The sequence below is a fragment of the Pontibacillus sp. ABV4_188 genome (genome assembly GCF_056311905.1).
The window spans coordinates 2,007,047-2,033,673 of record NZ_CM149975.1; the positions used below are offsets into that span (position 1 = coordinate 2,007,047).

Consider the following 26,627-nt stretch of genomic DNA (forward strand, 5'->3'; position numbering starts at 1 on the left):
GATGAACTTTAACGTATTGGTGATAGGGTGTGAAGAAATCGTTATGAAGGTTTCTGAAACGGATCATTTATACAAACAATTTACGTTCGTTCCGTATATCTATCAAGAAGGCAAACTTTTTGCAGAAGACATGAATCGTTTTCACGCGATTTTACTAGCCAATCCCCTAAGAATCCCTAAAGACCTCTTAGCTACTATTGAACATATTCCCATCTTTACACTTACAGTCTCTGAAACCACTCTTTATTCGAGTCTATTTAAGTGCAGTTATGATAATGCTTTTGAACAAACGGGTCATTATACAATTAGTGTTGATGCCATGAACCTTTCTCAATCTAGTATATCTGAAGAACTCCAGGGGAGTGGAATTATCCTTACTGAATATAAAGAGGGAGAAAGAGATCAGGTTTTGATGCATCATGTTCAATTATGGAACACAAGGCAAGCTCAGTGTGTCGTTACATGCGATCCTTTCATTAAGGATCAATTAGAAGCTTTGTGTATACCCGTACATTTGATCGTGCCGACCCAAAGGTGCATAGAGCAATCCCTAAATCATATAACAGAAGAGGTAAGGAGATATGCAATACAAGAGAAAGTCGAAACGAGTGAAAAGGTTCGATTGGAGAATCCATCCGCTTTTCAAGCGTTACAAGATCTAAAGGTTAGCGCTAAAACACTACACCGGCTGCAATGCCTCTGTTATTCCAATGGAAAGAATACCATTACAACTTCGGAACTTGCTAAAGGGTTTTCAATTACTTTACGTAGTGCTAGAAGAATCTTATCTACCCTTGAACATCATCAAATCGCTACTGTGATCGGAGAGGAACAGTCAAATAAACGAGGGAGGCCAAGCGCTATATTCCGAATTAATTTGCACCCTCTTCAAGAAGATATTCTCTCTAACTGTAGCTATCATTAATAAAGGGGTGAGTTTATGCCGAAGATTCTCTTAAATACTGTTTTATTGGAGAAAAATCGTTGGAAAGAAAGCCAAATACCTTCCATACAGGTTAGTGAATGGATACCTGCTATAAAAGAAAGTGGTTTTGATGGTTTGGAAATATGGCAAAACCACCTTTTGAAGGCAAGTGGGGAGGAACAAGCAAGATTAAGGCAAGGAAAATTGCCAATTGAAGTATTGAACTCTTATATTAAATTTGAGGACGGTCATGAAAATGAGAGGGCCAAAGTGGTTGATTTAGTAACAGATATTCCATGTAAGGCGGTTAAATTTAATCTAGGTCATTCAAAGGAGTATACAAGCAAGTATATTACCCACGTAAAAGCGTTTTTAAATCAGTTGCCACACTCCTCTGAGCTCCTATGTGAATGTCATCCAGGTACGGTTATGGAAGATCCAGAAACAGCTTACCAGGTTTTTGATCAAATTGGTTCTAACCGAGTGAAGGCGATTATTCACCCTTTCCATGATCAAGTTAATATAGAGCAATGGTTTCAACACTTAGGTTCATCCATCACACATGCTCACGTGAGTCTGTACAGAAATCAACTTTTTCATCTGTTGAGTAGCGACGAGTCGTTTGTGAGAGAGCGTATAAATAAACTACATGATCTTCGTTTTAAGGGGTCTTATTCCATTGAATTTACAGCAGGCGTGGCATCAGGAGATGAAAATACGGATCAAGTATTTACGAATGCAATTGAAGATCAATACTTATTACGTCAACTAACTTCAGAATTAGGAGTATAGCTTATGAGCATATCAATATGTGTAATTGGAGCTGGGATTATAGCGCAACATCATTTGAAAGCGATTAAAGAGATTACTAGTACTCAACTACTAGCTATAGCTGACAATGACTATGTTAAAGCCATGAATGTAGCTGCAAAAAACGGAGTGAAAGGGTATACGTCCTATAAAGAAATGATTGTGAAAGAAACACCAGACCTCGTGATTATCACACTTCCTCATTACCTTCATAAAGAAGCTGCCCTTTTTTCGGCAAATAAGGGATGCCATATCTTATTAGAAAAACCGATGGCTTTAAACGCTAATGAATGCGATGAAATTTTGCATTGTGTAAAGGATAACAGTGTTAAGCTTATGGTTGCTCATACTCAACATTATCTATCAGAAACTATCACGGCTAAAGAATATATTGAGACTCATGACCTGGGACCGCTATTGATGGTTAATGACTCAAGGTTCGTTCCTTATTTTGATCCTGACCGTCCGAAATGGTTTTTGGAGAAACGAAAGGCAGGGGGAGGGATCTTTATGAACCTTGGAACTCATTCAATTGATAAGATTCAGTGGCTTATAGGGTCAACATTTTCATATGTGAAAGCGAATTTATATTATCCTACATCGATCTTAGAAACAGATGTAGAAGGGAGTGGGACTGTTTATTTGGAAACAGATAGGAGTGTACCTGTAACGATCTCAATGTCTGGATTTTCTGGTGAGCCTTCACAGCGAACGGAATTCATCTTTGAGAACGGTATGGTGAAAGTTGAAATAGGAAAAGGAGTATTCATTGCTGAGAGCGGAAAATATGTAGCAGTAAACGTTCCAGATTTACCGGATCCGTTTGTATTGCAGCTAGAAGATATGATTCGAACCATTTATGGTGAAAAAGAAAGCAATGGAAACTATGCGAAATCATTAATTCGTACAGTTGAATGTATTTATGAATCGAATGATCAAAATAAAGGATTAATTATTACTAATAGATAATCATAGTAAAGGTTAAAAATTCTAGATAGATGTATTTTAAATGTGAATGGAAATTAGTTTTTTCTTGATTTATAAAAGTATAAATTTTAGAAGTTATATGTTTAAAATTTTAAATCTCATCTCAATATCACTAGTGTACTTTGGTTATGAGATGAGATTGACGATTTTTCTATTACTACCGATAATATATATTATGTCCGGGGCGTTATTTGATATCGATATAGATTTATTTTTCTATTCTATATCGATATGCCCTATCCTTACTTTCATCAATATCTATAAATTGAACACTATATTCAATAACATCATTCGTTCTTAACTTATTAGATTTAGCAAATTCTTTCGTTGCAGCTAAAAGTTCTTTATTGTATGTGGTCTTATATTGTGTACGATCTTTTGGCCTGAATTCTTTATTAAAAATAATTTCCCCCTGATTTAAAACGTTTCTTAAACCACTTTCTAATAAATAATTAACATGTGTATCATGCTCTTCAGCAATTCTTTTTAGATCATTAATAATTGATCTACTTAAATTCGTCCTAAACTTAATTCTAGATTCATCTGTAGTTTGTACTAGTCTTCCATCTACTGATTTCCACATAACAATCAACCTCTCAATTTTCTAATTTGTATGAATGGTCATACGAGCTTTCTTTTTAAATACGTATGCTTCTTCAGTATTATCATAAATAATTTGCGCTAACTTTGGGAGAGTTTCTTTACCTTTCACCCATACCCGATAAATCTTTTTACCATTTTTCGTTAATTCTTCTTTTATTTCAGATCGCAATCCCCAGGAGTGAAAGACACTTAGTAACCCATTAGCAAAGTGATAACTGGCACTAGTTACGTTCATTACATACCCAGTCTTTTGAACCCATCCATCACCGTCAATTACGCCTCTCACAAAAGAAGGTAAATACTTCTCTGGAACCTCAGGAAACTGAACATTACGTGACTTATTTGATGTAATTCCCATAATTTTTAAATCTTCTTTGATTTGTTTTGAATTAATAAGCAGTGTATATATATTTCTTGTAGAAGCAGGAGGTATGATATTATCTTTTGCATCCATATATCTTGCAACAATTTGAAGCAGTCTCTCATCCTTTTGAGAAAATGAAATACTATTCGATTGATTAACACACCCATCTGTAATAAAAAGCCCTAATACCCAGGCCATTTGGTGACTCCAGTTCTTGAAAAAATCTTCGTTCACAGCATGTTTCCTTGGTTGCCCTGAATATTGCTCACGATTCATCTTAACATTATTCTTATACATAATATTACGTATTGCACGATCTGATAATCCCGAGAGTACTGACATCTTTTTAAAAGGTGTCCCCTTCCTGTATAAGTCTATGAGGTACTGATCTGAAATACCAGGCTTACGGGGCATAATAGCGCCACTCCCTCTTTAATTATTTAGGAAACGTAAGGAAAATTTGTACATATACTCATTGTACAAACATTTGTTCCCGTGGTCTAGTTTTAGCACTCGGAATGCCTAGATAACAAATGGAGAGTGAAAGGATTAAGGTAAGCACCTAACAGGAAGTAAGGAGCTTACCTTATTGTAAGTAAGATTTACATCTCAAAGTCCACAGCTAAAATGTCTGAAAGTCCTATTTCTTTTAAGTATGCAACCACTTCTTGATGCTTCTCATGCGGTCCGTATTGCTCAAGAGCTTTCTTGTCTTCGAAGCGTACTGTTAATCCTAATTCGTACCCTTTGTTTCGATCTGAGAAATTCAAGCCAGCTTGTATATCGATAATGCCTGGTATTTCTTCTTTAAGAGATGTTAACCTCTTAATAGCTTCCTTTTGTTGTTCTTCTGTTGTCTGTTCTTCAAATTTGAATAAAACAATATGTTCAATCACTGTTCTCAACTACCTTTCTGTTACTCATGATTTTCTCTGATATTATATCACTTCTTGTCTTTTTACAAACTGACTTTGTTTTGCCCCTTCTCTATTTATAAATACTAAAAAGGTCATTTACTTTATTGTCAGAATATTATAAAATTAAATCGAGGTATGAATTTGTCTCCAAGCCCATCCCAGGCAGCTGCAGATGAATCACCTTGTGAAAATCCCTATCAATTAACTGTTTATCTTGCTTCCATGTCTTTATACAAGACAGGATTCAGCAGGTCAAAAGCCAGTTTGAAATCACGCATTCCCATGTGTGTATTTCAAACTGGCTTTTTTATTCAGAATAAGGAGCGTGAAAAACGTGAGCACTTCCTTAGAAGGAATTCGAGTACTGGACCTCACTCGAGTCTTAGCAGGTCCATATTGTTCCATGATCCTCGGTGATCTCGGTGCTGAAGTGATTAAAGTAGAAGCCCCTGGTGGTAGTGATGATACGAGGAATTGGGGTCCTCCCTTTCAAGAAGGTGTGAGTGCATATTACCTTTGTGCAAATCGAAATAAGAAGAGCATGACAGTAGATTTAAAGTCCTCAGAGGGAAAAGAAATCATTCAGAAGTTAGTCAAAAGAAGCGATGTGGTCATGCATAATTTTAAAACGGGAACGATGGAGCGTCTTGGTTTAGATTATAAGGCATTAAACGAAATAAACCCGCGTATCGTATATTGTTCCATTACAGGTTTTGGGGAAACGGGCCCTTATAAAAATCTCCCGGGGTATGACTTTATCATTCAAGCTATGAGTGGACTGATGAGCATTACAGGTGATGAACACTCCGGTCCTCAGAAGCTAGGGATTGCCATTACAGATGTTCTTACAGGGCTTTATGCATGCATTGGTATACAAAGTGCTCTTCTTGAACGACTGAAATCAGGAAAAGGACAAATGATTGACCTCTCTCTTTACGATGCAGCAGTGTCCTCTCTTATTAATATTGGTAGCAACTATCTTATGTCCGGAGACGTTCCGGAGAGATTGGGAAACCAACATGCCAATATTGTTCCTTACCAAACCTTTTACTCGTCTGATGGTGAGATGGTCATTGCGGTGGGTAATGACAGGCAATTCCGTTCCCTTTGCAGGCTGATCGGTCAGCCTCAACTCTCAGAGGATCCTCGTTTTATAACGAACCCTGATCGAGTTGCTCACCGCCAGCAATTAACACCTCTATTGCAACAATCATTCTTAGAGCAATCAACCGCTTATTGGAAAGAGTTGTGTGATAAAGAAGGAGTCCCCTTCGGTCCAATTCAAACGATAAATGAGCTGGTTCATGATCCTCAATTGCAAGCCCGTAATATGATTTTACAAACAGATCATCCAAAAGCTGGTCGTATTCAATTAATCGGTAGCCCTTTGAAGCTTTCAAGAACTCCAACCGTCTTATCGCACTACCCTCCTGAACCAGGAGAGCATACATCAGAAATATTAGATGCTCTTGGATATAGTGAAGAAGAAATCAAAAGAATGATACACGATCAATTAATATAAGGAGATGAATAGGATGAATTTTCAATTGTCAGAAGAACAACAAATGCTTCGCAAAACAGTCCGTGATTTTGTTGACCATGAAATTATGCCCCATATTGGTGAATGGGATGCTAAAGGTCACTTTGACACGAATACGTTGAAAAAAATTTCAAAACTTGGACTAATGGGTGTATGTATCCCTTCTAAATACGGTGGTAGTGGTATGGATTATAACTCTCTAGCTATCGTATGTGAAGAGTTAGAACGTGGAGATACTGCATTTAGAACAGCTGTATCCGTGCATACAGGTTTAAACAGCATGACATTACTTCAATGGGGAAATGAAGATCAGAAGGCAAAGTACTTAGTCCCTCAGGCTAAAGGCGAAAAGGTCGGTGCATTCGGATTAACGGAACCTGGCGCAGGATCTGATGTGGCCTCTTTACAGTCGACAGCGAAACGAGATGGTGATGATTATATCTTAAATGGTCAAAAAACGTGGATTTCACTTTGTGACACTGCAGATCACTTCCTTGTATTTGCATATACCGATAAGGAAAAAAGCCATCATGGTATTTCATGTTTCATCGTCGAACGTACGATGCCGGGATTCTCTTCAAAAGCTACGAAAGGGAAACTTGGTATACGAGCAGGTAACACAGGCGAATTATTTTTTGATGATGTACGCATACCAAAGGAGAATCTGCTCGGCAAAGAAGGTGATGGCTTTAAGATTGCTATGGCGGCACTTGACAACGGTCGATTCACTGTAGCTGCTGGCGCATGCGGGCAAATTATGGCTTGTCTTGAGGCGAGCATAGACTACTGTCACGAACGGAAAACGTTTGGGAAAGAAATCGGAAAACATCAATTAGTAAAACAAATGATTGCGAATATGGAAGCTGGTCTTCAGATGAGCCGATTACTAGTTTGGAAAGCTGGTGAGTTAAAGAATAATGGCAAACGGAACACTCGGGAAACCTCTTTAGCCAAATGGCAGGCATGTGATTTTGCAAACAAAGCCGCAGATGACGCTGTTCAAATCCATGGAGCATACGGATATTCAAATGAATATCCTGTTGAGCGCTACCTCCGTAATTCTAAAGCACCTGTCATTTATGAAGGAACTAGAGAAATTCATACAATTATGCAGGCTGATTATGTCTTGGGTTATCGTAAAGACAAATCTCTTGATCACATGCTCCCTGAGTGGCCATTCGAAGATTAGGAGGAGATTTGAATGATTACATGGGATAACAGCTTAAACTCCCTTTTTATTAATGGAAAGTGGCAAGGTTCCATTTCAGGAAGATCAGAAAGTGTCATTAACCCAGCCACGCATGAGAAACTAACGGAGGTCGCATGGGCAGGTCGAACAGAAGCAGAAAATGCAATCCAATCCGCTTCCTCTGCCTTTCCCTCATGGTCTAAGAAGACTGCACGAGAACGGTCGAAAATTTTATATAGAACTCATGAGTTATTATTAGAACGTGTGGATCGTCTCTCTACAATCTTAACGATGGAACAAGGTAAGCCCTTAGCAGAAGCTAAGGGAGAAATCCGGTCCGCTGCAAACTTTTTTCTTTGGTATGCTGAAGAAGCGAATCGTTTATACGGAGAATGGATTCCTTCTTCCATTCCAGGAAAACGACTACTTGTAAAGCCAGAACCTATTGGAGTAATTGCAGCCATTACACCTTGGAACTTCCCTTCTTCCATGATTGCTAGAAAGCTCGCTCCAGCGCTTGCTTCAGGTTGTACCGTTATCTTAAAACCTGCTCCCGAAACGCCTTTATCTGCTATAGAACTCGTTTCAATTTTAGCAGAAGCAGGCGTTCCAGATGGAGTCGTTAATTTAGTTACAGGCGATGCTTTAGAAATAGGTTCTGCTTTAATGGAGAGTAGCGATGTACGTCTGATTACCTTCACTGGATCTACAGAAGTCGGAAAACTTCTAATGAAAGGTAGTGCAGAAACGCTTAAGAAACTTTCACTCGAACTTGGTGGCCATGCACCTATTCTTGTATTTGAAGATGCGAATCTTGAACGGGCTGCTAGTCAAACTTTAGCTAGTAAATTTCGTAATAGTGGGCAAACGTGTATATGTGCTAATCGCGTTTATGTACATGAAAATGTTAAAGAACGTTTTATAGACTTGCTTCAGAATAAGATTCGTCATCTAAAAGCAGGAAACGGATTAGAAAACGGTGTAGATCTAGGTCCCTTAATTAATCGACAATCAATAGATAAAGTGCAATCCCATGTAGAGGATGCTATTCAAAAAGGAGCAAATGTTCTAAACGGAGGTGCTCCCCTCCAGGTAGACTTGAGTGGCCACTTCTATTCCCCCACTCTTCTAACGAAGGTCACTAATGATATGAAAGTGATGCAGGAAGAAACATTTGGTCCCCTTCTACCGCTTCAGACTTTTATAGAAGAGTCAGACGTAATTCATAGAGCCAATGACACAGACTATGGTCTAGCAGCCTACTTATTTACTGAAAACCTGAGTCGCGCTACGAGAGTATCAGAAGCTCTTCAATATGGAATCGTAGGAATAAATGATGTGTTTCCAGCTGTTCCGGAGGCTCCATTTGGAGGGATAAAGCAATCTGGAATCGGGAAAGAAGGAGGGGCACAAGGAATTCATGAGTATGTAAATATTAAATATATCTCGACGATAATTGATGAATAAAGACATGACTCTCTTTTGGATGACTCGCTCATTCATGAGAGAGTTTTTGTATATGAAAAAGAAAGCATCCATAGATGTGACTATGAATGCTTAGCTTGGTATTGTAGTTCGTACTGTTTGTATAAATCCCTTAAAGCGGATACGAGGGCATTCCCCGCTTTACCTAAATAATGCTGTCGTATAGCTTCTATAGGTTCATCAACAGAATGCCTCAAGCTATACCCTTTAAGAAGTTCGCTAATAAACTGACGTCCGTGTTCTGTTGCCAACGTACAGTTAGCCTCAATGATGACACCATAGTTACAATCCACTTCCGCTGTAATGGTTAGGACATCATACATGTTGTGAGCAGCCATTCCAGCAGGCAATCTAGCGTGACCAGCAATAAAGTACGTCTTCACATAATCCCCCCACTAGTATTGTCGATAACCAATACTTATAGAAATTTGATGTGCCGTGCGTTCTGCAGCCTCCTTAATTAGACTCAAATTGTGCCCTTCGAAATGACTCGACAACCCACTTACAGCGAGAGCGGCTATAACTTCATTCTTGTGATTATAAACTGGGTAAGAGATTCCCGTTGTATCATGGTCTTGCTCCCCCTTGCTAATTGAGTATCCTTGCATTCTAATCATTTCTAATTCAAGTTTAAGATCTTCTAAATCGATTCTAGTGCAATCATCCATGGATGATGATAAATCCCTTAAAATACTCATCTGTTTATCTGATTGTGTAAATGCAAGAAGAAGTTTAGGGCCTGAACCTATATATAGCGGAACCGTTTTCCCGATCTTCGTATACAATCGAAGCGCTCGATTCGAATCAACTTTCTCAATATAGGTCGCTTTATCATCATTCACTACTGCAAGATGGATGACCTCATTTATCTCTTGCGCTAAAGCCTCCATTAGAGGCTTTGCAATGCGCCGCAATTCAATTTGATCTGCCACACGGTACCCGAGTTCCATTAACTTAATTCCTAGGCGATAACGACTATCATAGTCAGATTCCTTTGATTTTACTATAAATCCTCCTTGTTCAAGCGACGAAAGTAAACGATATGCAGTTGCCTTTGGAAGGTTTGATTTTAATGTAATCTCTCTGAGGGTGAGTTCTGGTGTCTCTTCTGTAAAGTAGTCCAGTAGTTTCAAAGCTTTCATGACACTCTGATTCATCTTTGGTCTCCTTTGTTTATTTTTCCCTCATGATCTTCGTACAGCTTCTTTATAAAAAGGAGAGATCAATTGATCCCTCCCCTTGTATTCTTAGATCTGTACGTGTGATGGATGAATCGTCATTTTTTCTTTTATATCTACCCCTCGTTTCGCCATTTCTTTAATGTAGATATCTCCTGGCACAATTTTTTCAGGAGGGTGCACGCCTCTTTTCGTAATCACCCCACTACCAATTAATTGTGAGACGACTGAAATCGTATTAGCAGTTGCACGTGCCATTGCGGTTACGTTACTAGAACGGTCCTTAAAGGTTACCATTTCATATTCATAAGTTGTTTTTTGGCCATTTTTAAGCCCGCTTACTTGAACACGCAAGAGTACTGCATCGTCTTTATCCTTAAGGTCAACTATTGGATCAATGGTTTTAAGGAGCACTTCACGAGGTTTTACCATCATTCCGTTTATTTCTACTTCATAATCATTACTTGTAAGATTAAGATCTACTAACAGTTTCATTTTCTCAGCATGACCTGGGTATCGGATTGTTTTGTACTCAAGGTCATGGATATTCGGAAAAGAATGGAGCAATGTTGATGTGCCACCAGAAGTATGAAACGCCTCCAGAGGTCCAAATTTATCAAAGTAAAGCCGTTCAACCTCCGTTAAGGAAGCTACTTGTTCCTTTGACCCATTCCGAATAATCGTAGATGGATCCGTATAGTGGTCAAATAACCCTTCCATGGAGAAAACATGATTATACTCAAGTGGTGCTTCTGGTTTTACAGGGATGCCCCCAACAAATAAACGAATCGACTCAGGATGGTCCAGTTTGCTAGCTCCATAACCCGATAAAATGTTAATCATACCTGGGGCGACGCCAAGGTCAGGTATAATCGTTACATTAGCCATATTAGCATCTTGATGCATACGTAGAACATTATCTGTAACGCTTCCAATATGACCACCTAAGTCAACCGAGCTTACCCCCACTTCTATCGCTGCCTGTGCGACTCGTTCATTAAAGGAGTAGAATAATGCATTAATGACTACATCGAACTGTCTTATATATGCTTTTAATTCTGCAGGGTTTCCGGCATCAACTTGATACGCTTTAAGTTTAGAAGAGTTCAGTATACGACATACTGATTCCGCTCGCCCTAAATCAATATCGGCCAGCCCAACTTCTAAAACTGCTGGATTTTGAGTTAAGTCACGTGCGGCTTCTTTCCCCATTAAACCTGAACCTAATACACCTATTTTCATAAGATCAAGTCCCCCTTTTAAGAATTAATCAACGTCGATTTGTGCTCGTTGGAGTTTACCACTGTAATCAACATAGACTGCCTTCCACTCTGTAAATACATCAAGAGCCGCTACTCCTGAATCACGATGTCCATTCCCAGTACCTTTCGTGCCTCCAAATGGTAAATGGATTTCAGCCCCAGTTGTTCCAGCATTGACATAAACAATACCAGTATCTAAATCTCTTTGAGCAGCAAACACTCGGTTCACATCTCGCGTGAAAACAGAACTTGATAAGCCATATTCCACACCATTGTTCACTTCAATTGCCTCCTCAAAGCTCTTAACAGGTATCAGGGACACAACAGGACCGAATATCTCCTCTTGTGTAATCCTCATATCAGGCGTAGCGTCCGTAAACAGCGTTGGGGCAAAATAGTTCCCATCTGCATATTCTCCATTAGTTAATACATATCCACCCGCCAGTAATTTTGCTCCTTCTTCTTGACCGATCTTAATGTAGTTCTCGATCTTTTCAAGGCCACCCTTGTTAATAATCGGGCCAACTTTATTCGTTTCATCTAACCCGTTTCCAATAGTAAGTTTCTCCATTTCTGAGAGGAGTCGCTCTTCAAGACGTTCTTTTACATCTTCATGTACAATCACCCTGCTACAAGCGGTACAACGCTGTCCGCTAGTGCCAAAAGCACTCCATAGTATGCCTTCTGTGGCCAGGGATAAGTCTGCATCATCCATGACGATCACAGCGTTCTTCCCGCCCATTTCTAAAGATACTTTTTTAAGTTGCTCTCCGCATTTGGCTGCAATTGTTCTCCCTACATCATTAGATCCTGTAAAAGAGATTACGCGTATATCCTTATGATGGACCATCGTATTACCGACCTTAGAGCCGGAACCAAATACTACATTTAAAACCCCTTTAGGCAAACCCGATTCTTCAAAAATCTTGGCAAGTTCATAAGCCATGAGCGGAGTCTCTGTGGCAGGCTTCCACACCACTGCATTTCCTGCTACAATGGCGGGAAATGACTTCCAAGTAGCTATAGCAATTGGGAAGTTCCATGGCGTAATAATACCTACAACTCCGACTGGCGCTCGTACGCTCATAGCAAATTTGTCTTTTAGCTCAGAAGGAGTCGTTTGACCAAATAACCTTCGCCCTTCTCCGGCCATATAAAAAGCCATGTCTATGCCTTCTTGAACTTCTCCACGTGCTTCTTCAATGACTTTTCCATTTTCCATCGTTAAGATTTGTGAAAGATCCTCTTTTCTTTCTTTCATTAACATACCTACCCGATACAAAACTTCTGCTCGCTGCGGAGCTGGCACAAGCGCCCATTCTTTTTGTGCTTCCTTTGCAGTTTGGACAGCTTTGTTCACGTCATCCTCACTTGATAACGGAACTTGGACAAGTGTTTCCAAATTTGCTGGATTCTTCACCTCTGTGAATTGGTTGCTAGAAGAGTTCACCCAATTACCGTTAATAAAGTTCATTAGTTTTTCTTCTTGGATGAGTGTTTTTGTCATGAAAATGACCTCCTTAGAATGATAGTTATATGGTTAATGAACAAGAAGTCCATAACACTTACTTTTGTTGCTTTCTGATCCCCTCAATCGTTGAGGAGACCGAAATGAGATTTGGATCGCTTTCGATTTCAATGACGACCGGCTTATCGGTTTTTAGTGCTCCTTTAATAGCCATTTCAAATTCATCAATGGTGCGAACGAAGTACCCGGTCGCTCCGATAGATTCAGCCAGTTCAGTAAACGGAACGCTTCCAAGCTCTGTACCGATTGGCTTAAAAGGATAATGCATCTCCTGGTGCATACGTATAGTTCCGTACATTTTATTGTTAAATACAATAGATATGATCGGGATGTTGTATCTAACCGCAGTTTCAATCTCTTGTATGGTCATCATAAACCCACCGTCCCCTGAAAGAGAGATAACTGTACGTTCAGGGGAAGCAAGCTTCGCACCAAGAGCGGCAGGCATACCATACCCCATTGCACCAGAAGTAGGGCCTACATACGTATTTCTCTCTGTAAACTGAAAGAAGGTGTGTAACCAACCCGCAAAGTTTCCTGCATCATTTGTTACTAATGCATCCTTAGGTAAGTGAGCTTGTAGCTTACCTATAATTTGTGAATGGAAATTATGACTATCTATATCTTGTTGAGGAAGTTTCGTCACATTTTCATACACTCTCCTTCGCTCCTTTACCCAGTCTTTCCACACAGTTGGTAAGTTTATAGATAATAGATCTTGTAATCCTTCTTTAAGATCGGCAACTATGCCGATATCAGGCTGATAGGTTTTGCCAATTGTTTCGTAGTCAATATCTATGTGAACAAGCCTCTTCTCCTCTGTAATCATTGAGTAATCCTGTGTGGTAACTTCTGATAAGCGGGTACCAAAAGCAAGGATTACATCCGATTGTTGAACGGTTTCTAAAATAGATTTGTGAGTTCCTAAACCAAGGTGTCCTAAATATAGAGGGTGGTCATTCGGCAAAACATCATGTCTTCTGAACGATGCCATGACAGGAATTTGATACTTGTTTACAAATTGTTTTAATTCCTCCTCAGCTCCAGAAGCCTTAACGCCTCCACCAGCAATGATTATTGGATGTTCCGAAGATTGTAATAACTGTTCAACACTATTAATTTCATTTTTTGAAGGACGAGGTGTAGGTCTTCGTACAGGAGGCCCAAATGCCATAACAGATTCTTGTATCAAGAGATCTTCTGGGAGAGATACAACGACAGGACCTGGCCTACCGGTTAGTGCTACTCTAAAGGCTCTTTGGACTAATTCTGGAATCCTTTTAGCATCAGGTATCTCTATTGTCCATTTCGCAATATGGCTGAAATACTGATCAAGATCAACTTCTTGAAACCCTTCTCTCCCCCTGAAGTCGCTGTGTACTTGCCCAAGAAATACAAGCATTGGTGTGGAATCCTGGTGTGCTGTATGAACTCCAATCGTAAGATTTGATCCACCAACACCTCTTGTAGCCATTACTACTCCCGGTTTACCGCAAGCCTTGGCATAACCTTCTGCCATGAATGATGCTCCCCCTTCATGACGAGCGGATATGAGCTTGATGGAAGGTTCATCATAAATTGCATCCATAATAGGAAGGTAACTTTCTCCAGGAACACAAAACACATGGTTTACTCCTTCAATTTTCATGCACTCTACAATAGCGTGAGCGCTTGTAAACGTTCGTTTAGTGGGTTTTGAACTCTTCTCAATCATTTGTTACCTCCCAGTCCAAAGCTTTCATACGTTGAACAGCTTCATTTAAACGATCTGTTGGAACACATAAAGATAAACGAAAGTATCCCTCTCCCCCTTTACCAAATGCGTGACCAGGGGTGATAATAACTCCAGCTTCATTAAGTAGCTTTTCAGCAAAAGTTTGCGATGAATAGCCATATGGAACTTTTGCCCAAACAAAGAATGTTCCACGAGGTTTTTCTGCTTGAATGTTTAGTTCTTTTAAAACATGGAGTATACTTTTTAACCTTTCCTCATAGATATGATTATTCTTTTTTACTGTACTGAAGTCACTGTTAAGGGCAGTTGCCCCTGCCTGTTGAATGGGAATAAATTGACTTGTGTCTGTGTTGCTTTTGATGATCGACATTGCACGAATCAACTCCGGACTACCTGCGACATATCCGATTCTCCAACCGGTCATATTAAAGCTCTTGGAAAGAGATCCGAATTCAACAGCTATGTCTTTAGCTCCTGGTACTTCAAGTAAACTAGGAGCCTTATAGCCATTAAATGTTACAAGACTATAGGCTGCATCGTGAGCAAGACAAAGACCATGTTTTTTAGCGAATGTAAACGCTTCCAAAAATGTTCTGTACTCTACTGTCGCTCCCGTTGGGTTGCTAGGATAGTTTAATAACATGACTTTGGAATTCTTTATCTCTTCTTGAGACAGCTTCTCATACATAGGTGTATATCCATTGGAGGAATCAAGAGGTAATCGAATCGAGTTTCCGTAAGCTAGATGTACAGCAGATTGATAGACTGGATATCCGGGATCAGGAAGGAGAACACTGTCTCCAGGGTCTACAACAGCTCGAATTAGGTTAGCCAACCCTTCTTTCGAGCCAATAAGGGTCAATATCTCTGTATCAGGATTTAGAGAAACTCCGTGATAGTTCTTATAAAATCGAGCTACAGCTTCTTTGAATTCTTGAATACCACTGTAGGGTGAGTATTTATGGTGAGCTGATTTCCTAGCTTCCTCAGTTAGTCGATCAATAATAAAGGAAGGTGTTTGTAAATCGGGAGCTCCGATACCAAGGTCAATTACATCTATTCCTTGTGCCTCTAGTTCTTTTTTCTTTTGATGAAAAACGGAAAATAAATATGGGGGTAAACTACTTACCTTTTGGGACACAAATGTCATAAGGTGCACCCTCCTCTTTATCATTTCACTAATTGAAACGCCATTTCATTATATGAATAGTAGTGAATTCACATGACAATTTATAGAAAGGTATTACCTTTATTTATAATAATCGTGTTCTTTGTCCTGTCTTTTATTTCTGAATATTTTAATTATTGCATAAATGTTAGTTATAAGGAATGGTAGTAAAGAACGTTTTTGAAATAAATTCCATGTTAAAGATTCTTGTTACATATTACTATATAATCTTGTGAACAATCCTTGGGTATATGTTCTTCTAATTGGCTTGTAGTATGTCTGGTATGTATTAATAAAAAAACATAGTAAAAATACTTATTAGAAAACACCTCAAGAATTTAATCCGAAGGTGTAATAGATCCATATGTGAAATAAAAAAACCTCCAAATTAAGACTGGAGGTTTTCTTACTAATTACTTATTGAATTCTTTACTTGTTTCAGGTATGCCCGGTTGCTGTTCTTTTGTCCACGTACTTGTGGCTGGAATTTTTGAATAGTCTGCTCTGTGAGCATATTTCCCTGCAACTTCAGTTACTTCTTGTAAAAGCCCTGTATCTAATGTAGTTGGGTTTAACCCCTTAGATAAGAAGAGATCATTTCTTACGTGAAGATCGTTTGCAGCAGCTTCTTTACGTGGATTGGATACATAAGCAATTTCGCCGTTTGTCATTTCACTAACTAACTTTGCTAAGTCGTTAACACGATGGGTTTCTGTCATCTGATTAAAGATCATCACGCGATCCTCAATTGAAGGTGCATTTTCAATAGCGAGTTCAATACAACGGACAGTGTCTTGAATATGAATAAAGGCACGTGTTTGTCCACCTGTCCCGTGCACTGTGATTGGATAACCAACTGCAGCTTGCATTAAGAAACGATTTAATACTGTGCCATAATCACCGTCGTAATCAAAACGATTAATTAAACGATCATCCATATTTGTTTCAGCTGTATTTGTCCCCCATACAATGCCCTGATGCAAGTCAGTAATACGTATGGAATCGTTCTTATTATAGTATTGGAAGAGTAGTTGATCTTGTGTTTTAGTCATATGATAGACAGAACCAGGGTTCGTTGGGTAAAGAATTTGTTGTTCAATTCGTTCGCCCGCTTCTGTTTTCACTTCCACATCGAGGTACCCCTCAGGAATCTTCATACCCGCTGTTCCATAACCATAGACTCCCATAGTTCCAAGGTGAACAAGATGAGTATCTAAGCCTGATTCTACGATGGCACAAAGAACATTATGTGTAGCATTAATATTATTATTTACCGTATAACGTTTATGTTTTGGTGATTTCATTGAATAGGGAGCTGAACGTTGCTCAGCAAAATGAACAATCGCGTCAGGTTTTTCTGAATTTAAAATGGCAAGAAAACCTTCGTAATCTTCGGCGATATCAATATTATGGAAGCCGATCGTGTTCCCAGAAACTTCTTTCCATGCTTCAATCCTTGTCCCCATTGGCTTAATAGGGGTCAATGAATCCGCTTCTAGTTCGTTATCAATATTACGTCTGGAGAGATTGTCGATGATCACTACTTCATGACCTATATTAGATAGGTGAAGACTTGTAGGCCAACCACAGAATCCATCCCCTCCTAAGACAAAAATCTTTTTTCTTGATTGTGTGTGTTTACTTTCTGAACTCATTTAAATACACCCTTTTATCGTTAATATGTACTGTTTCTTTAGGAGAGAAAGTAAGGAAAGAACATAATGCTAGATGGTCTACTACAGGAGTATAATGTTTTCCTTTTTATAAAAACCCCTTTTCATCATAACGAAAGCGGGAATTTGGTGCAACTATATTCACAACCCGTTAACTATGATAACAATAAAAAAGAACTAAGAGCATGTAACTCTTAGTTCTTTTTGGAATATGAAGGGGCATTAGTGAGCTGTTTCTAGCTTTTTAGCCGGACCAAAAAATTCATAATGCATACGTTCTTCCGGTACCCCCCATTGCTGTAACGCCTGAGAAATTGCATGCATAAACCCAGAAGGTCCGCAGAAGTAAAAGTCCATCTCATTATGTGAAAGAACCTTTTGCAACCATTCTAATGTTATATAGCCTGTATTTAAATCCTTTAATTTCCTATCTTCTTCAGTTGGATTTGAATACAGCGTATAATTTTTTACCGTGTCAATTCGCTTTACAATTTGATTTATTTCACCTTTAAGTGCATGAAGCTGACTATTTCTGGCAGCGTGTATAAAGGTAACTTCACGATTTGGCTGTTGAGTTACAACTGTTTTTAACATGCTTACAAGAGGTGTAAGACCGACACCTCCACTAATGAACACTAATGGAGTATCTTTTGAGGTATCTAATACGAAGTCACCAGCAGGAGCACTTACCGGAATCGTATCCCCTTCTTTAATTGATTTGTGTAAATAGTTAGAAACCACTCCTTCTGGGTCATGATCACTCTCCTGTTTAACGCTAATCCTATAGTAATCTTGATGAGGGGCATCGGATAAACTATACTGACGAACATGTGTATAAGTCTCTCCCTCGATTTGTAATTGAACACTAATATACTGTCCAGGCGAAAAGCTAGGTAAAGGCTGCTTGTCAATAGGCTCCAAATAAAAGGAGGTAATGGCATCACTCTCGATCTCCTTACGGGTAACTTTAAACGTTTTAAATCCTTCCCATCCTCCAGGCTGCATGGCAGCTTCATCATACATGTCTTGTTCTATTTCAATGAAGACGTTTGCAATAATACTATAAGCTTCTTCCCATGCTTGTAATACTTCTGGAGTCGCTCCATCACCAAGAACTTCTTTCATGGCTAACAGCAAATGATTACCAACAACTGGATAGTGCTCAGCTTGCACACCAATACTTCTGTGCTTATGTGCAATTTGTTTCACTACAGGTAGGATTTCTTCTAGTTGTTCAATGTTTTCAGCCGCCGCATAAACTGCGTTTGCTAAAGCCGTTTGCTGACGACCTTTCTTTTGATTCGTTTGATTAAACAAATGTAAAAGTTCAGGGTGATTAGCAAATAAGCGTTCATAGAAACGGGAAGTAATTTCTACACCTCTCTCCTTTAAGATAGGAGCTGTTGACTTAATAATCGCTATATTTTCGTTAGAAAGCATCTATAAAACCTCCATAAGTACGTATTGTTCTTCCTATATGTATATTGTAAATAAGAGGATCCTTACGATTTGTGATGTATATCACACTATTTTTGACAATGTTGTTACAGAAACTATCTACATTATATTCTGCAAGGGCTTTACGTTAAACAATCTTTTAAATTTGAAAGGTTTATAATCTCAATGGAAGATCGATTATAACGGATAAGATCTTTCTTTTTTAATTCATTTAAAATCCGGTTTATACTTTCTCTTGTAGATCCTACCATATTAGCCAGATGTGTATTTGTAAGTGGAAGGCTAATATAAGCAGGTTGATTTTCAACAGTACTACCTGATTCTTCTGCTAGTCGAATTAATGTTGAAATCAAACGATGCCTTACATCTCTTGAAGATAACTCCTGTATACGTTCCGTGAGAAGTGACAACTTTTGCCCCATAACCTTCATTACCTGAACAGCAATAGTTGGGTAATCGAGCATAAGCTGGTCGAAGTCCTTAATGCGAATAACGTAAAGCTCCGCTTCTTCTAATACTTGCGCAGTAGCGGGATACGGTGTTTGTTCAAAAAAACCTACATGGGGAAACATTTCTCCAGATTGAAGAAAATTAATGATATGCTCCTTCCCATTTAGGTCTGTCTTAGATGTTTTAATGACCCCTTTTCTTATAAAGTAAACCGCCTCCCGTTCTTGCCCCTCCATAAAGATGATTTCTTGCTTTTGATAGAGACGCTTAGTGGTAATTGTCCCTAACGTATATAAGTCCTTTTCCTCTAATGTGGAAAATAAAGGGATTTGTTTCAATAGATCATTTGTTTCCTCGGTCATTTCCTATTCCCTCCTTTACTATGCAAGTGTAACACGTTGAAACTAAACGCAGAAAAAGACCCGATATGGGTCTTTTAATTACGTAGAATATCATTAATCCACTCTTCTTTTTTCTGATCTACAAAAGTATAGTCCATAGCTTTTGAATAAATGGTTTTAAGTTGATCTCTTACATTTTTCGCATTCTTAAGGAGGGATATAGCCTCATTCATTTTATCTTTATACTTTTTCGTGGTGCGAGCTATTTCAGTTGCATATGCCTCATCTGTACCCGCCTGGATACATCGCTTGTAAACATCAACAATTTCATCATTATCTCGGTCTGGGAAGTATTCATGGGGAGCTGTGGAGTCAAAAATAGCCATACCGAGTTCGCGTAAGATAATCATGTCTAGACTATTTGGGTCAAACCCGCAGTGATATACCTCCACATCATACCCTTTTTCTTCCCCTGCTTGAGCTATTTTCTTAAGCATTGTTGATTTACCAGAACCTGCCCTGCCTTTAATGAAATATCGCTTGTTTATGTCTGAAGTGAGTTGCTGTATAAAATCTTTAGCCCCTTCAGGTGTAGCCGCACCAAGAAAACGGTGTTCAACCTTTGCGGCTTTATGTTGAACTTCATTGCCATAAAAAAGCTGAATTAATTCATTCGTTAATTTATCCGCTTCGTTAAAGTTCATCGATGAAATGTAGATGTCCTCAAGTTCATCGTGAGCACGAAGAGAATCATTAAAGGTTTTATAGGACAAGTCGTAAAGTCGATCCAATTGCTTTCTTAGGAGAACAATATCATCCTTGTATTGTGTTAATGAATCTGGGTCTACCCCTTCACTTAAGTGAATAAAATGAGTATCCCCCATTTCAGCTCGTTTAAGATGACGAATTAGTAGCTCATCTACTAATGCAATTCTTTTATCACGGATGATTAAACCGTCCAAACTTCCTGGCTCCGATGGAGAATGTAGGTATTCTAAGAAGTGTGCCGTCCCTTTTAGGTCTTCAGCAACTGATTTAATAAATGTCGACTTACCAATGCCAGGCCCGCCCGTTAAAACATAACACTTATCCAACTCTTTTAGAATGGATTCTGTTAGGCGATAGTATCCTTCAGCCGTATTACCTGCAATATAATAGTGAAGATCGTTTTGCTTCATGCAGTCACCCTCTTTCATTCGATACCGCTAGCATATGAAGGGATCCTCTAATAGGTGAATGCCTAAACATTTATTCTTGTAAGCCAATCCTTTTTCTAGCTATAATAGAGCTACCGATTAATAAAGGAGTATTACATATGGAAAAGAAAGACTTAGAAGAACAAATTATTAAAAACTTTCAACAAGATGAACAGATGATGATTCTTGTTTTTGCTCAGTGGTGTGTTAACCATGACCTAGACCCGAAAGAATTGTATTTCAGAGCTTATCCAAAGCAACAAGATAATCCTTCCCTTCAACAAGGTATAGATTTAACGGTATCAAAACAGGAAGCAGAACATATACCAGACCAAACGCTTCTTGGTGTGCTATCGCTCTACGGAAACGATGACCTTGCATTTGTTGTAACAGAAGAAATTCATAAGAGGGACAAAAAGGAGTAGCGTATTAGGCGCTACTCTTTCTTTATGTATAGAGGAAGCATGAATCTTCTAACGTTGAATTCTCATATGCAAATTGGTATATTGATATACGCATACCCGTAGCGGGAGGGGTAATATGAATAACGAAAAAGGCATCCGCCAAAATTTGGTGCCGTTTATACTATTAGTATGCATTAATGTTTTCGTTGGCTCTATGGTGGGATTAGAAAGAACAGTATTACCAATATTAGCTAAAGAGGAATTTGGAATTGCTTCTGTTACAGCAACTTTGTCGTTTATTGTTTCTTTTGGTGTAACTAAAGCTTTCATGAATTTATTAGCTGGACATTTAGCAGATCGCTTTGGAAGGAAATCGCTTTTAATCGTTGGCTGGTTCATTGCAGGTTGTGTACCACTCCTTATTATATTCGCTCAATCATGGTGGATCATTATAGCGGCAAATGTACTTCTAGGCTTGAGTCAAGGACTAACATGGTCCATGACAGTAAACATGAAAATAGACCTTGCCAAAGGGAATCAAAAAGGAATCGCGGTTGGATTAAATGAATTTGCAGGTTATGTTGGTTTGTCTCTTACAGCCTTATTGTCTGGCTACGTTATGACTAAATACTCCGCAAGACCTGAACCTTTCTTAATCGGTTTCTTCATTGTGTTTGTAGGTCTTATATTGTCTGCAATGGTAAAAGACCATCAGCACAAAGACAAAAAAACGAAAGGGTCCTCACCTACATTTCGTTCTGTTTTTGTTAAAACTTCCTTTCAAGATTCCAATTTATCAACTACAAGCTTGATTGGATTAATGACCAACTTCAAAGACGGAGTAGCTTGGGGGTTATTCCCTTTGTTCTTTGCTACAACCTCTCTATCAGGAAGTCAAATGAGTTTTATTATTGCTCTTTATCCGGCAAGTTGGGGGATTTTCCAGCTGGTTACGGGTCCACTAAGTGACAAATGGGGGCGCAAGTGGCTCATCCTTTCAGGTGTAATGCTGCAACTTATTGGCCTCCTAAGTATACTATTTGGAACAATGTTTCACACCTGGATCATAGCCTCATTATTATTAGGAATCGGAACAGCGCTGGTTTATCCAACTTTAATTGCTAGTATAAGTGATGTAGCTTCTTCTTCATGGCGTGCCACTTCTTTAGGGGTGTATCGTTTTTGGCGTGATAGTGGTTATGCATTTGGGGCTTTAGCAGGTGGTGTTGTAGCTGATCAATTCGGAATAGAAAATGCTTTGCTATTTACGGTTTGTTTCATAGGCTTAACATTACTAATCGCTCTTTTCCGTCTAACAGAAACAAATATAAAAAATGACGCCCAATAAGGCGTCATTTTTTATTCTGAATCTTTAAGCGTAGTTAACCCGTCGTGTTGTTCAATCTTGCCTTGTTTTAACAAACGTCCTAATGCACGCTTAAATGCAGCTTTACTTATGTTAAACGTGTCACGGATTTCATCCGGATCACTCTTATCAGTAAAGAACATTTTACCGCCTCGTTCGTTCATAAATGCAAGTATTTCTTCTGAATCTTCATCCAAGGCCTCTTCTTTAACAGGACGTAGAGAAATGTTAAGTGAACCTACGCTTTTCACATCAATGACTCGTCCTTTCACCCATTCGCCTAAACGGGGTTCTTCTTTGCGCTCTGAATGGTGAATAAAGCCTCGGTACCCTTCTTCTGTAATTAAGAAAGATCCTACTTTATTAGAACGATAAATATGACCGCTTATCAACTGATGTAAAAGAGATTCTGGAGCAGGTTCACAATACATTTCAACTACGTTCTCAGTAGCAGGTTTAGCAAGCAAACGTCCCTTTTGGTCATTTGAAAGACAGACAAATAGTTTGTCCCCAACCTGTGGCCATACATGTTCTATTATTGGGAGGTCGTCTTCTGACACTAACAAATCTTTGCTAATCCCAATATCTACAAAGACACCTAGACGCTTAACGGATTCTTTTACTTCCACCCAGTCGTATTGTTCAAAGGAGACACTCGGTATGGACATAGTTGCAGCCATACTTCCTTTTTTCGTATGATAGAGAAAGACAAGGACGTCTTCACCGACTTCCAATTCTTTTGTAGCTTCATTTGTGTGCAATAATACTTCTTGATTATTAAGGGTCAACACGTATCCGGTTTCGATCGCTCTTAAAACAGAAAGAGTTTGTGTTGTACCGACTTGTAATTCTGTCATTCCTTAGCCTACTTCCTTTTCTAGATTCATCTATTATAGCATATCTTTTTAAGGCTTTTTAGTCCCTGTACCTAAATACTTTAACCAACTACCTTTGAAGGAGGAATTTGTTTGCACATATATGTAGACGCAGATGCTTGCCCTGTTAAAGAAATTATTATCGAAGAAGCAACTAAGAAACAGCTCCATGTAACCCTTGTAAAGAGCTTTTCTCATTATTCAAATAAACAAGAACCCCCTGGTGTGGACACTGTTTATGTAGATACTGGTGCAGAAGCAGCAGATTATCGTATTATGCAATTGGCTCAAGCTGGTGACCTCATTGTTACTCAGGATTATGGACTTGCTTCGCTAGCCCTTACAAAAGGGTGTATCGTACTCCATCATAGTGGTTTTGCATATACTCATGACAATATAGACCGTCTCTTAATTACCCGCCATGCCAGTGCTCAAGCAAGAAAAAGCGGAAAACGAACGAAAGGCCCTAAAGCTCTTACGTCTAAAGATCGAGAAGCATTTAGGGAATTATTGATGCATTACATAAATTAAGCACCTATTTAAAAGGGTGCTTTTTTTATTGCTGATGAAGCATAGAACAATCAATCAAGTAGAAAATAAGAATAATACGAATCCTTCAGGAGGATTGCATAATGATCGATGAAACCCTAGTAGTAGTGGTGAGAGTAATATTTTCATTCTTTACTCTCCTCATATTCACTCGTGTACTTGGAAAACAAGAAGTTGGGCAACTAACGTTCTTTGATTATATTAATGGCATTACTATTGGTTCTATAGCAGCTAATTTAGCAACGGATCTTTCAGCTACAACATGGGGTCACTGGGTAGGCCTTACAGGGTATGCCTTTTTAACAATGATTTTACAAGTCATATCTATGAAAAACCGTTATATAGGAAAGGTATTAGAAGGTGAACCTACTGTGGTTGTGAAAGGTGGAAAAATTCTTGAGGACAACTTAAAAAAAATGCGAATTGAAATTGGTGAACTTATGATGCTTCTCAGGCAAAGAGGCGTATTTAATATTACGGATGTAGAATTTGCTTTAATTGAGGTAAATGGGAAATTATCTGTGTTGCCTAAATCTCAATACTTGCCCGTCACACCTTCTGATTTGAGAATTCCTACCCATAAAGGCGGAATTGCTACAGAACTAATCCAGGAAGGACAGCTCATCACCCAGAACCTACAGCAAAAAAATGTGACGAAAGAATGGGTTGAAGAGCAGTTAAAGCAGCAAGGTATTCATCAGATTGAGGACGTCTTCTATGCCCTATACTTGCCCAATGGGACATTATATGTAGATTTGTACGAAGAACAAATCGGTGAAGAAGAAGATATAAGCGACTATCCAGGCCCTTATTAAGGTGAGGTGAAGAAAACATGAACCGATTTTTGTTATATGCCATTCCACTTGTAACCTTGGCCCTATTCATAGTCATCATGACAGGCGGGAGTTGGTTAAAACAGCCCTTTGGTGATCAAGATCGTGTCTATGATTCATTTGAGAAATTAGAAGATTATGTAGGAGATAAGGAATGGGATAAAGCCGAGAAGGAAGTTGATTATACAGCTAAGGCTTGGAAAAAGGTCGTCAATCGAATTCAATTTAGTGCTGAAAGAGAATACATGTTAGATATTGCAGGGGTTATTGCTAAAATTGAAGGAAGCATTAAAATCAAAGATAAAGAAGCCATACTTCAGGAGATTTACTATTTCTATTCTCTTTGGGAAAATTTAGGTCGTTAAAATTTAGTTAGGGATTAAAAGAAGCAGACATCAATAAATGTATTGACATCTGCAGTTTGTTCAAATAAACGCTAATCTTAAATACTACTGGGGTTTAAAAGATTGAAACACGTGTTGATCAGGAATTGGATAAACCTCTCTTTTTAATAAGTGGTTTATAATGACCTTGTTTCGATGAACAGCAAGCCCAAGATTGGTTGAACCCACTCCATGTGAATGAGATATGCCACTGTGAACAAAAATCTCGTTATCAGCCATTTTTGTCTTTCTAATGCGATAGTCAGCTTCAACTTTGTATCTTCCTTTTTCATCCCACTCTATTAATTCTTCTAATGAATGTACAAAGTTCGGGATATAAGGTTTATACCCTGTAGCGGCAATCACTACTTCCGTTTCATGTGTAAAGGAACTTCCTTCTTGGTGATGAGTGCAAGCTATTTCATAGCTTTTGCTTCCAGGTTTCTTGTTAATCCCATTTACTTCTGTTAATACTTGCAACCCTACATTGGGTTTCTCTCCACCAACAGAATATTCATATAAGAGATCATAGATGTCTGTAACTGTATGTGTACTAATTCCTTTATAATAAAGACCCTGGGTAGCAAACACCTCATCTTTTTTGGATTGAGGTAGTTGATAAAAATAATTGACATAATCTGGTGAGAAATGTTCTAGACTAAGTTTTGATTCTTCCATGGAAGCAAATCCAGGTGAACGTGTGATCCAATCGAGTCTAAAGTTATGTTCGCGTTGTTCATTTAATAACTCTCTAAATGCCTCAGCAGCACTTTGCCCAGAACCAATGACTGTAATAGACTTGGCTTTTCTACACCGATGTATGTTTTGTTTAAATTGTGCGGTATGAAAAACGTCTTCTTTTGGTAACTCGTTAAAGGAATCCGGCATTACAGGCACACTCCCTGTACCAAGTAGAATATGTTTAGTCTTGTAACTATTTTTTTCGCCTGTATTAGTATCGACTACAAACACTTCAAAATAGATTTCATTATCTTCTATGTAACGAACCGATTCGACTTTTGTACTGAATTGGCAACTGCTTAACTGCCCTGCAACCCATTGACAGTAATCATTATACTCCCTACGAGGAATATCTAAACGTTGAAGAAAATAGAACGGATACATTCTCCCGTGCTCATTGATGTAGTTTAAGAAAGAATAGTGACTTTTAGGGTTTGCCATTGTAACGAGGTCCGCAATGAAAGGCACTTGCATCTTTGTTCCTTCAATTAACATTCCTGGATGCCAATCGAATGAAGAGCGTTGTTCAAAAAATAAAGCGTCAACTTCCGAATGGTCATCCAAAAGAGCAGCCATGCTCAAATTAAAAGGTCCAACCCCTACGCCTATTAAGTCATATATTTTGTCTGAACTCATTATAAACATGTCCCCTTTGTCTTGTGAAATA

Annotated in this window: 26 protein-coding genes; 11 read left to right on the top strand and 15 right to left on the bottom strand. The window is 38.7% G+C overall.

Going from position 1 to position 26,627, the window contains the following annotated elements; genetic code table 11:
• The first annotated feature begins 1 nt into the window (after window position 1).
• The 3 genes from ACYX4O_RS10225 to ACYX4O_RS10235 are packed head-to-tail and all read left to right on the top strand — an operon-like array spanning window position 2 to window position 2,704.
• Window positions 2-925 (top strand): hypothetical protein, encoded by a 924-nt coding sequence (locus tag ACYX4O_RS10225; RefSeq protein WP_476356897.1) that lies wholly within the window; start codon window positions 2-4, stop codon window positions 923-925.
• A gap of 15 nt (window positions 926-940) precedes the next feature.
• Entirely contained in the window at window positions 941-1,717 is a 777-nt protein-coding gene (locus tag ACYX4O_RS10230; RefSeq protein ID WP_476356898.1) for a sugar phosphate isomerase/epimerase family protein, read from the top strand.
• Window positions 1,718-1,720: 3 nt separating this feature from the next.
• Window positions 1,721-2,704, top strand: a complete 984-nt coding sequence (locus ACYX4O_RS10235) for a Gfo/Idh/MocA family protein (protein ID WP_476356900.1) — start codon at window positions 1,721-1,723, stop codon at window positions 2,702-2,704.
• 226 nt (window positions 2,705-2,930) lie between these two features.
• On the opposite strand, the gene ACYX4O_RS10240 is transcribed toward ACYX4O_RS10235, so the two are convergent.
• The 3 genes from ACYX4O_RS10240 to ACYX4O_RS10250 all read right to left on the bottom strand — a co-directional run bounded on the left by ACYX4O_RS10240 (window position 2,931) and on the right by ACYX4O_RS10250 (window position 4,585).
• A complete protein-coding gene (locus ACYX4O_RS10240) occupies window positions 2,931-3,305 on the bottom strand; it encodes an rRNA methyltransferase (RefSeq protein ID WP_476356902.1) in 375 nt (124 codons plus the stop codon).
• A gap of 21 nt (window positions 3,306-3,326) precedes the next feature.
• A complete protein-coding gene (locus ACYX4O_RS10245; RefSeq protein ID WP_476356904.1) occupies window positions 3,327-4,031 on the bottom strand; it encodes an LAGLIDADG family homing endonuclease in 705 nt (234 codons plus the stop codon).
• Between the two features lie 260 nt (window positions 4,032-4,291).
• Window positions 4,292-4,585: a Dabb family protein gene (locus tag ACYX4O_RS10250; RefSeq protein WP_476356906.1), complete on the bottom strand. Its 294-nt coding sequence runs from the start codon at window positions 4,583-4,585 to the stop codon at window positions 4,292-4,294.
• Window positions 4,586-4,940: 355 nt separating this feature from the next.
• Here ACYX4O_RS10250 and ACYX4O_RS10255 point away from each other — a divergent pair, with 355 nt between their 5' ends.
• Genes ACYX4O_RS10255 through ACYX4O_RS10265 form a run of 3 tightly spaced genes read left to right on the top strand, consistent with a single transcriptional unit; the run spans window position 4,941 to window position 8,802 of the window.
• A complete protein-coding gene (locus ACYX4O_RS10255; RefSeq protein WP_476356908.1) occupies window positions 4,941-6,128 on the top strand; it encodes a CaiB/BaiF CoA transferase family protein in 1,188 nt (395 codons plus the stop codon).
• A gap of 13 nt (window positions 6,129-6,141) precedes the next feature.
• On the top strand, window positions 6,142-7,335 hold the full coding sequence (locus tag ACYX4O_RS10260) for an acyl-CoA dehydrogenase family protein (protein ID WP_476356910.1): 1,194 nt from the start codon (window positions 6,142-6,144) through the stop codon (window positions 7,333-7,335).
• A 12-nt stretch (window positions 7,336-7,347) separates the two neighbouring features.
• Window positions 7,348-8,802, top strand: a complete 1,455-nt coding sequence (locus ACYX4O_RS10265) for an NAD-dependent succinate-semialdehyde dehydrogenase (RefSeq protein ID WP_476356912.1) — start codon at window positions 7,348-7,350, stop codon at window positions 8,800-8,802.
• A gap of 80 nt (window positions 8,803-8,882) precedes the next feature.
• On the opposite strand, the gene ACYX4O_RS10270 is transcribed toward ACYX4O_RS10265, so the two are convergent.
• The 10 genes from ACYX4O_RS10270 to ACYX4O_RS10315 form a co-directional block, all read right to left on the bottom strand.
• A complete protein-coding gene (locus ACYX4O_RS10270; RefSeq protein ID WP_476356914.1) occupies window positions 8,883-9,203 on the bottom strand; it encodes a DUF3870 domain-containing protein in 321 nt (106 codons plus the stop codon).
• 12 nt (window positions 9,204-9,215) lie between these two features.
• Window positions 9,216-9,977, bottom strand: coding sequence for an IclR family transcriptional regulator (locus ACYX4O_RS10275; protein WP_476356916.1), 762 nt, complete (start codon window positions 9,975-9,977; stop codon window positions 9,216-9,218).
• A 90-nt stretch (window positions 9,978-10,067) separates the two neighbouring features.
• Complete coding sequence (locus ACYX4O_RS10280) at window positions 10,068-11,240, bottom strand: saccharopine dehydrogenase family protein (protein ID WP_476356918.1); 1,173 nt, start codon at window positions 11,238-11,240, stop codon at window positions 10,068-10,070.
• Window positions 11,241-11,264: 24 nt separating this feature from the next.
• The gene (locus ACYX4O_RS10285; protein ID WP_476356920.1) at window positions 11,265-12,767 is read right to left on the bottom strand and encodes an aldehyde dehydrogenase family protein; all 1,503 of its coding nucleotides are present in this window, start codon (window positions 12,765-12,767) and stop codon (window positions 11,265-11,267) included.
• Between the two features lie 58 nt (window positions 12,768-12,825).
• Window positions 12,826-14,502: a thiamine pyrophosphate-dependent enzyme gene (locus ACYX4O_RS10290; protein ID WP_476356922.1), complete on the bottom strand. Its 1,677-nt coding sequence runs from the start codon at window positions 14,500-14,502 to the stop codon at window positions 12,826-12,828.
• Complete coding sequence (locus tag ACYX4O_RS10295; RefSeq protein ID WP_476356924.1) at window positions 14,495-15,673, bottom strand: aminotransferase class I/II-fold pyridoxal phosphate-dependent enzyme; 1,179 nt, start codon at window positions 15,671-15,673, stop codon at window positions 14,495-14,497. Before ACYX4O_RS10295 ends, ACYX4O_RS10290 begins: the two co-directional genes overlap by 8 nt.
• A 431-nt stretch (window positions 15,674-16,104) precedes the next feature.
• On the bottom strand, window positions 16,105-17,346 hold the full coding sequence (locus ACYX4O_RS10300; RefSeq protein WP_476356926.1) for an NAD-dependent epimerase/dehydratase family protein: 1,242 nt from the start codon (window positions 17,344-17,346) through the stop codon (window positions 16,105-16,107).
• A 240-nt stretch (window positions 17,347-17,586) separates the two neighbouring features.
• Window positions 17,587-18,804 (bottom strand): NO-inducible flavohemoprotein, encoded by a 1,218-nt coding sequence (gene hmpA / locus ACYX4O_RS10305; RefSeq protein WP_476356928.1) that lies wholly within the window; start codon window positions 18,802-18,804, stop codon window positions 17,587-17,589.
• 140 nt (window positions 18,805-18,944) lie between these two features.
• Entirely contained in the window at window positions 18,945-19,634 is a 690-nt protein-coding gene (locus tag ACYX4O_RS10310) for a Crp/Fnr family transcriptional regulator (protein WP_476356929.1), read from the bottom strand.
• Between the two features lie 74 nt (window positions 19,635-19,708).
• Entirely contained in the window at window positions 19,709-20,791 is a 1,083-nt protein-coding gene (locus ACYX4O_RS10315) for a PRK06851 family protein (RefSeq protein ID WP_476356930.1), read from the bottom strand.
• Window positions 20,792-20,928: 137 nt separating this feature from the next.
• On the opposite strand from ACYX4O_RS10315, the gene ACYX4O_RS10320 reads away from it, so the two are divergent.
• Both ACYX4O_RS10320 and ACYX4O_RS10325 read left to right on the top strand, forming a co-directional pair.
• Complete coding sequence (locus tag ACYX4O_RS10320) at window positions 20,929-21,234, top strand: hypothetical protein (protein ID WP_476356931.1); 306 nt, start codon at window positions 20,929-20,931, stop codon at window positions 21,232-21,234.
• A 115-nt stretch (window positions 21,235-21,349) separates the two neighbouring features.
• Window positions 21,350-22,561, top strand: coding sequence for an MFS transporter (locus tag ACYX4O_RS10325; RefSeq protein WP_476356932.1), 1,212 nt, complete (start codon window positions 21,350-21,352; stop codon window positions 22,559-22,561).
• An 11-nt stretch (window positions 22,562-22,572) separates the two neighbouring features.
• Here the strand turns inward: ACYX4O_RS10325 and ACYX4O_RS10330 are convergent, their stop codons facing one another.
• Window positions 22,573-23,436: a CvfB family protein gene (locus ACYX4O_RS10330; RefSeq protein WP_476356934.1), complete on the bottom strand. Its 864-nt coding sequence runs from the start codon at window positions 23,434-23,436 to the stop codon at window positions 22,573-22,575.
• A 111-nt stretch (window positions 23,437-23,547) separates the two neighbouring features.
• On the opposite strand from ACYX4O_RS10330, the gene ACYX4O_RS10335 reads away from it, so the two are divergent.
• The 3 genes from ACYX4O_RS10335 (at window position 23,548) to ACYX4O_RS10345 (ending at window position 25,201) form a co-directional block, all read left to right on the top strand.
• Complete coding sequence (locus ACYX4O_RS10335) at window positions 23,548-23,985, top strand: YaiI/YqxD family protein (protein ID WP_476356936.1); 438 nt, start codon at window positions 23,548-23,550, stop codon at window positions 23,983-23,985.
• A 101-nt stretch (window positions 23,986-24,086) separates the two neighbouring features.
• The gene (locus tag ACYX4O_RS10340; protein ID WP_476356938.1) at window positions 24,087-24,818 is read left to right on the top strand and encodes a DUF421 domain-containing protein; all 732 of its coding nucleotides are present in this window, start codon (window positions 24,087-24,089) and stop codon (window positions 24,816-24,818) included.
• 17 nt (window positions 24,819-24,835) lie between these two features.
• Window positions 24,836-25,201, top strand: a complete 366-nt coding sequence (locus ACYX4O_RS10345) for a DUF4363 family protein (protein WP_476356940.1) — start codon at window positions 24,836-24,838, stop codon at window positions 25,199-25,201.
• Window positions 25,202-25,285: 84 nt separating this feature from the next.
• Here the strand turns inward: ACYX4O_RS10345 and ACYX4O_RS10350 are convergent, their stop codons facing one another.
• Window positions 25,286-26,596, bottom strand: coding sequence for a lysine N(6)-hydroxylase/L-ornithine N(5)-oxygenase family protein (locus ACYX4O_RS10350; protein WP_476356942.1), 1,311 nt, complete (start codon window positions 26,594-26,596; stop codon window positions 25,286-25,288).
• Between the last annotated feature and the right edge of the window lie 31 nt (window positions 26,597-26,627).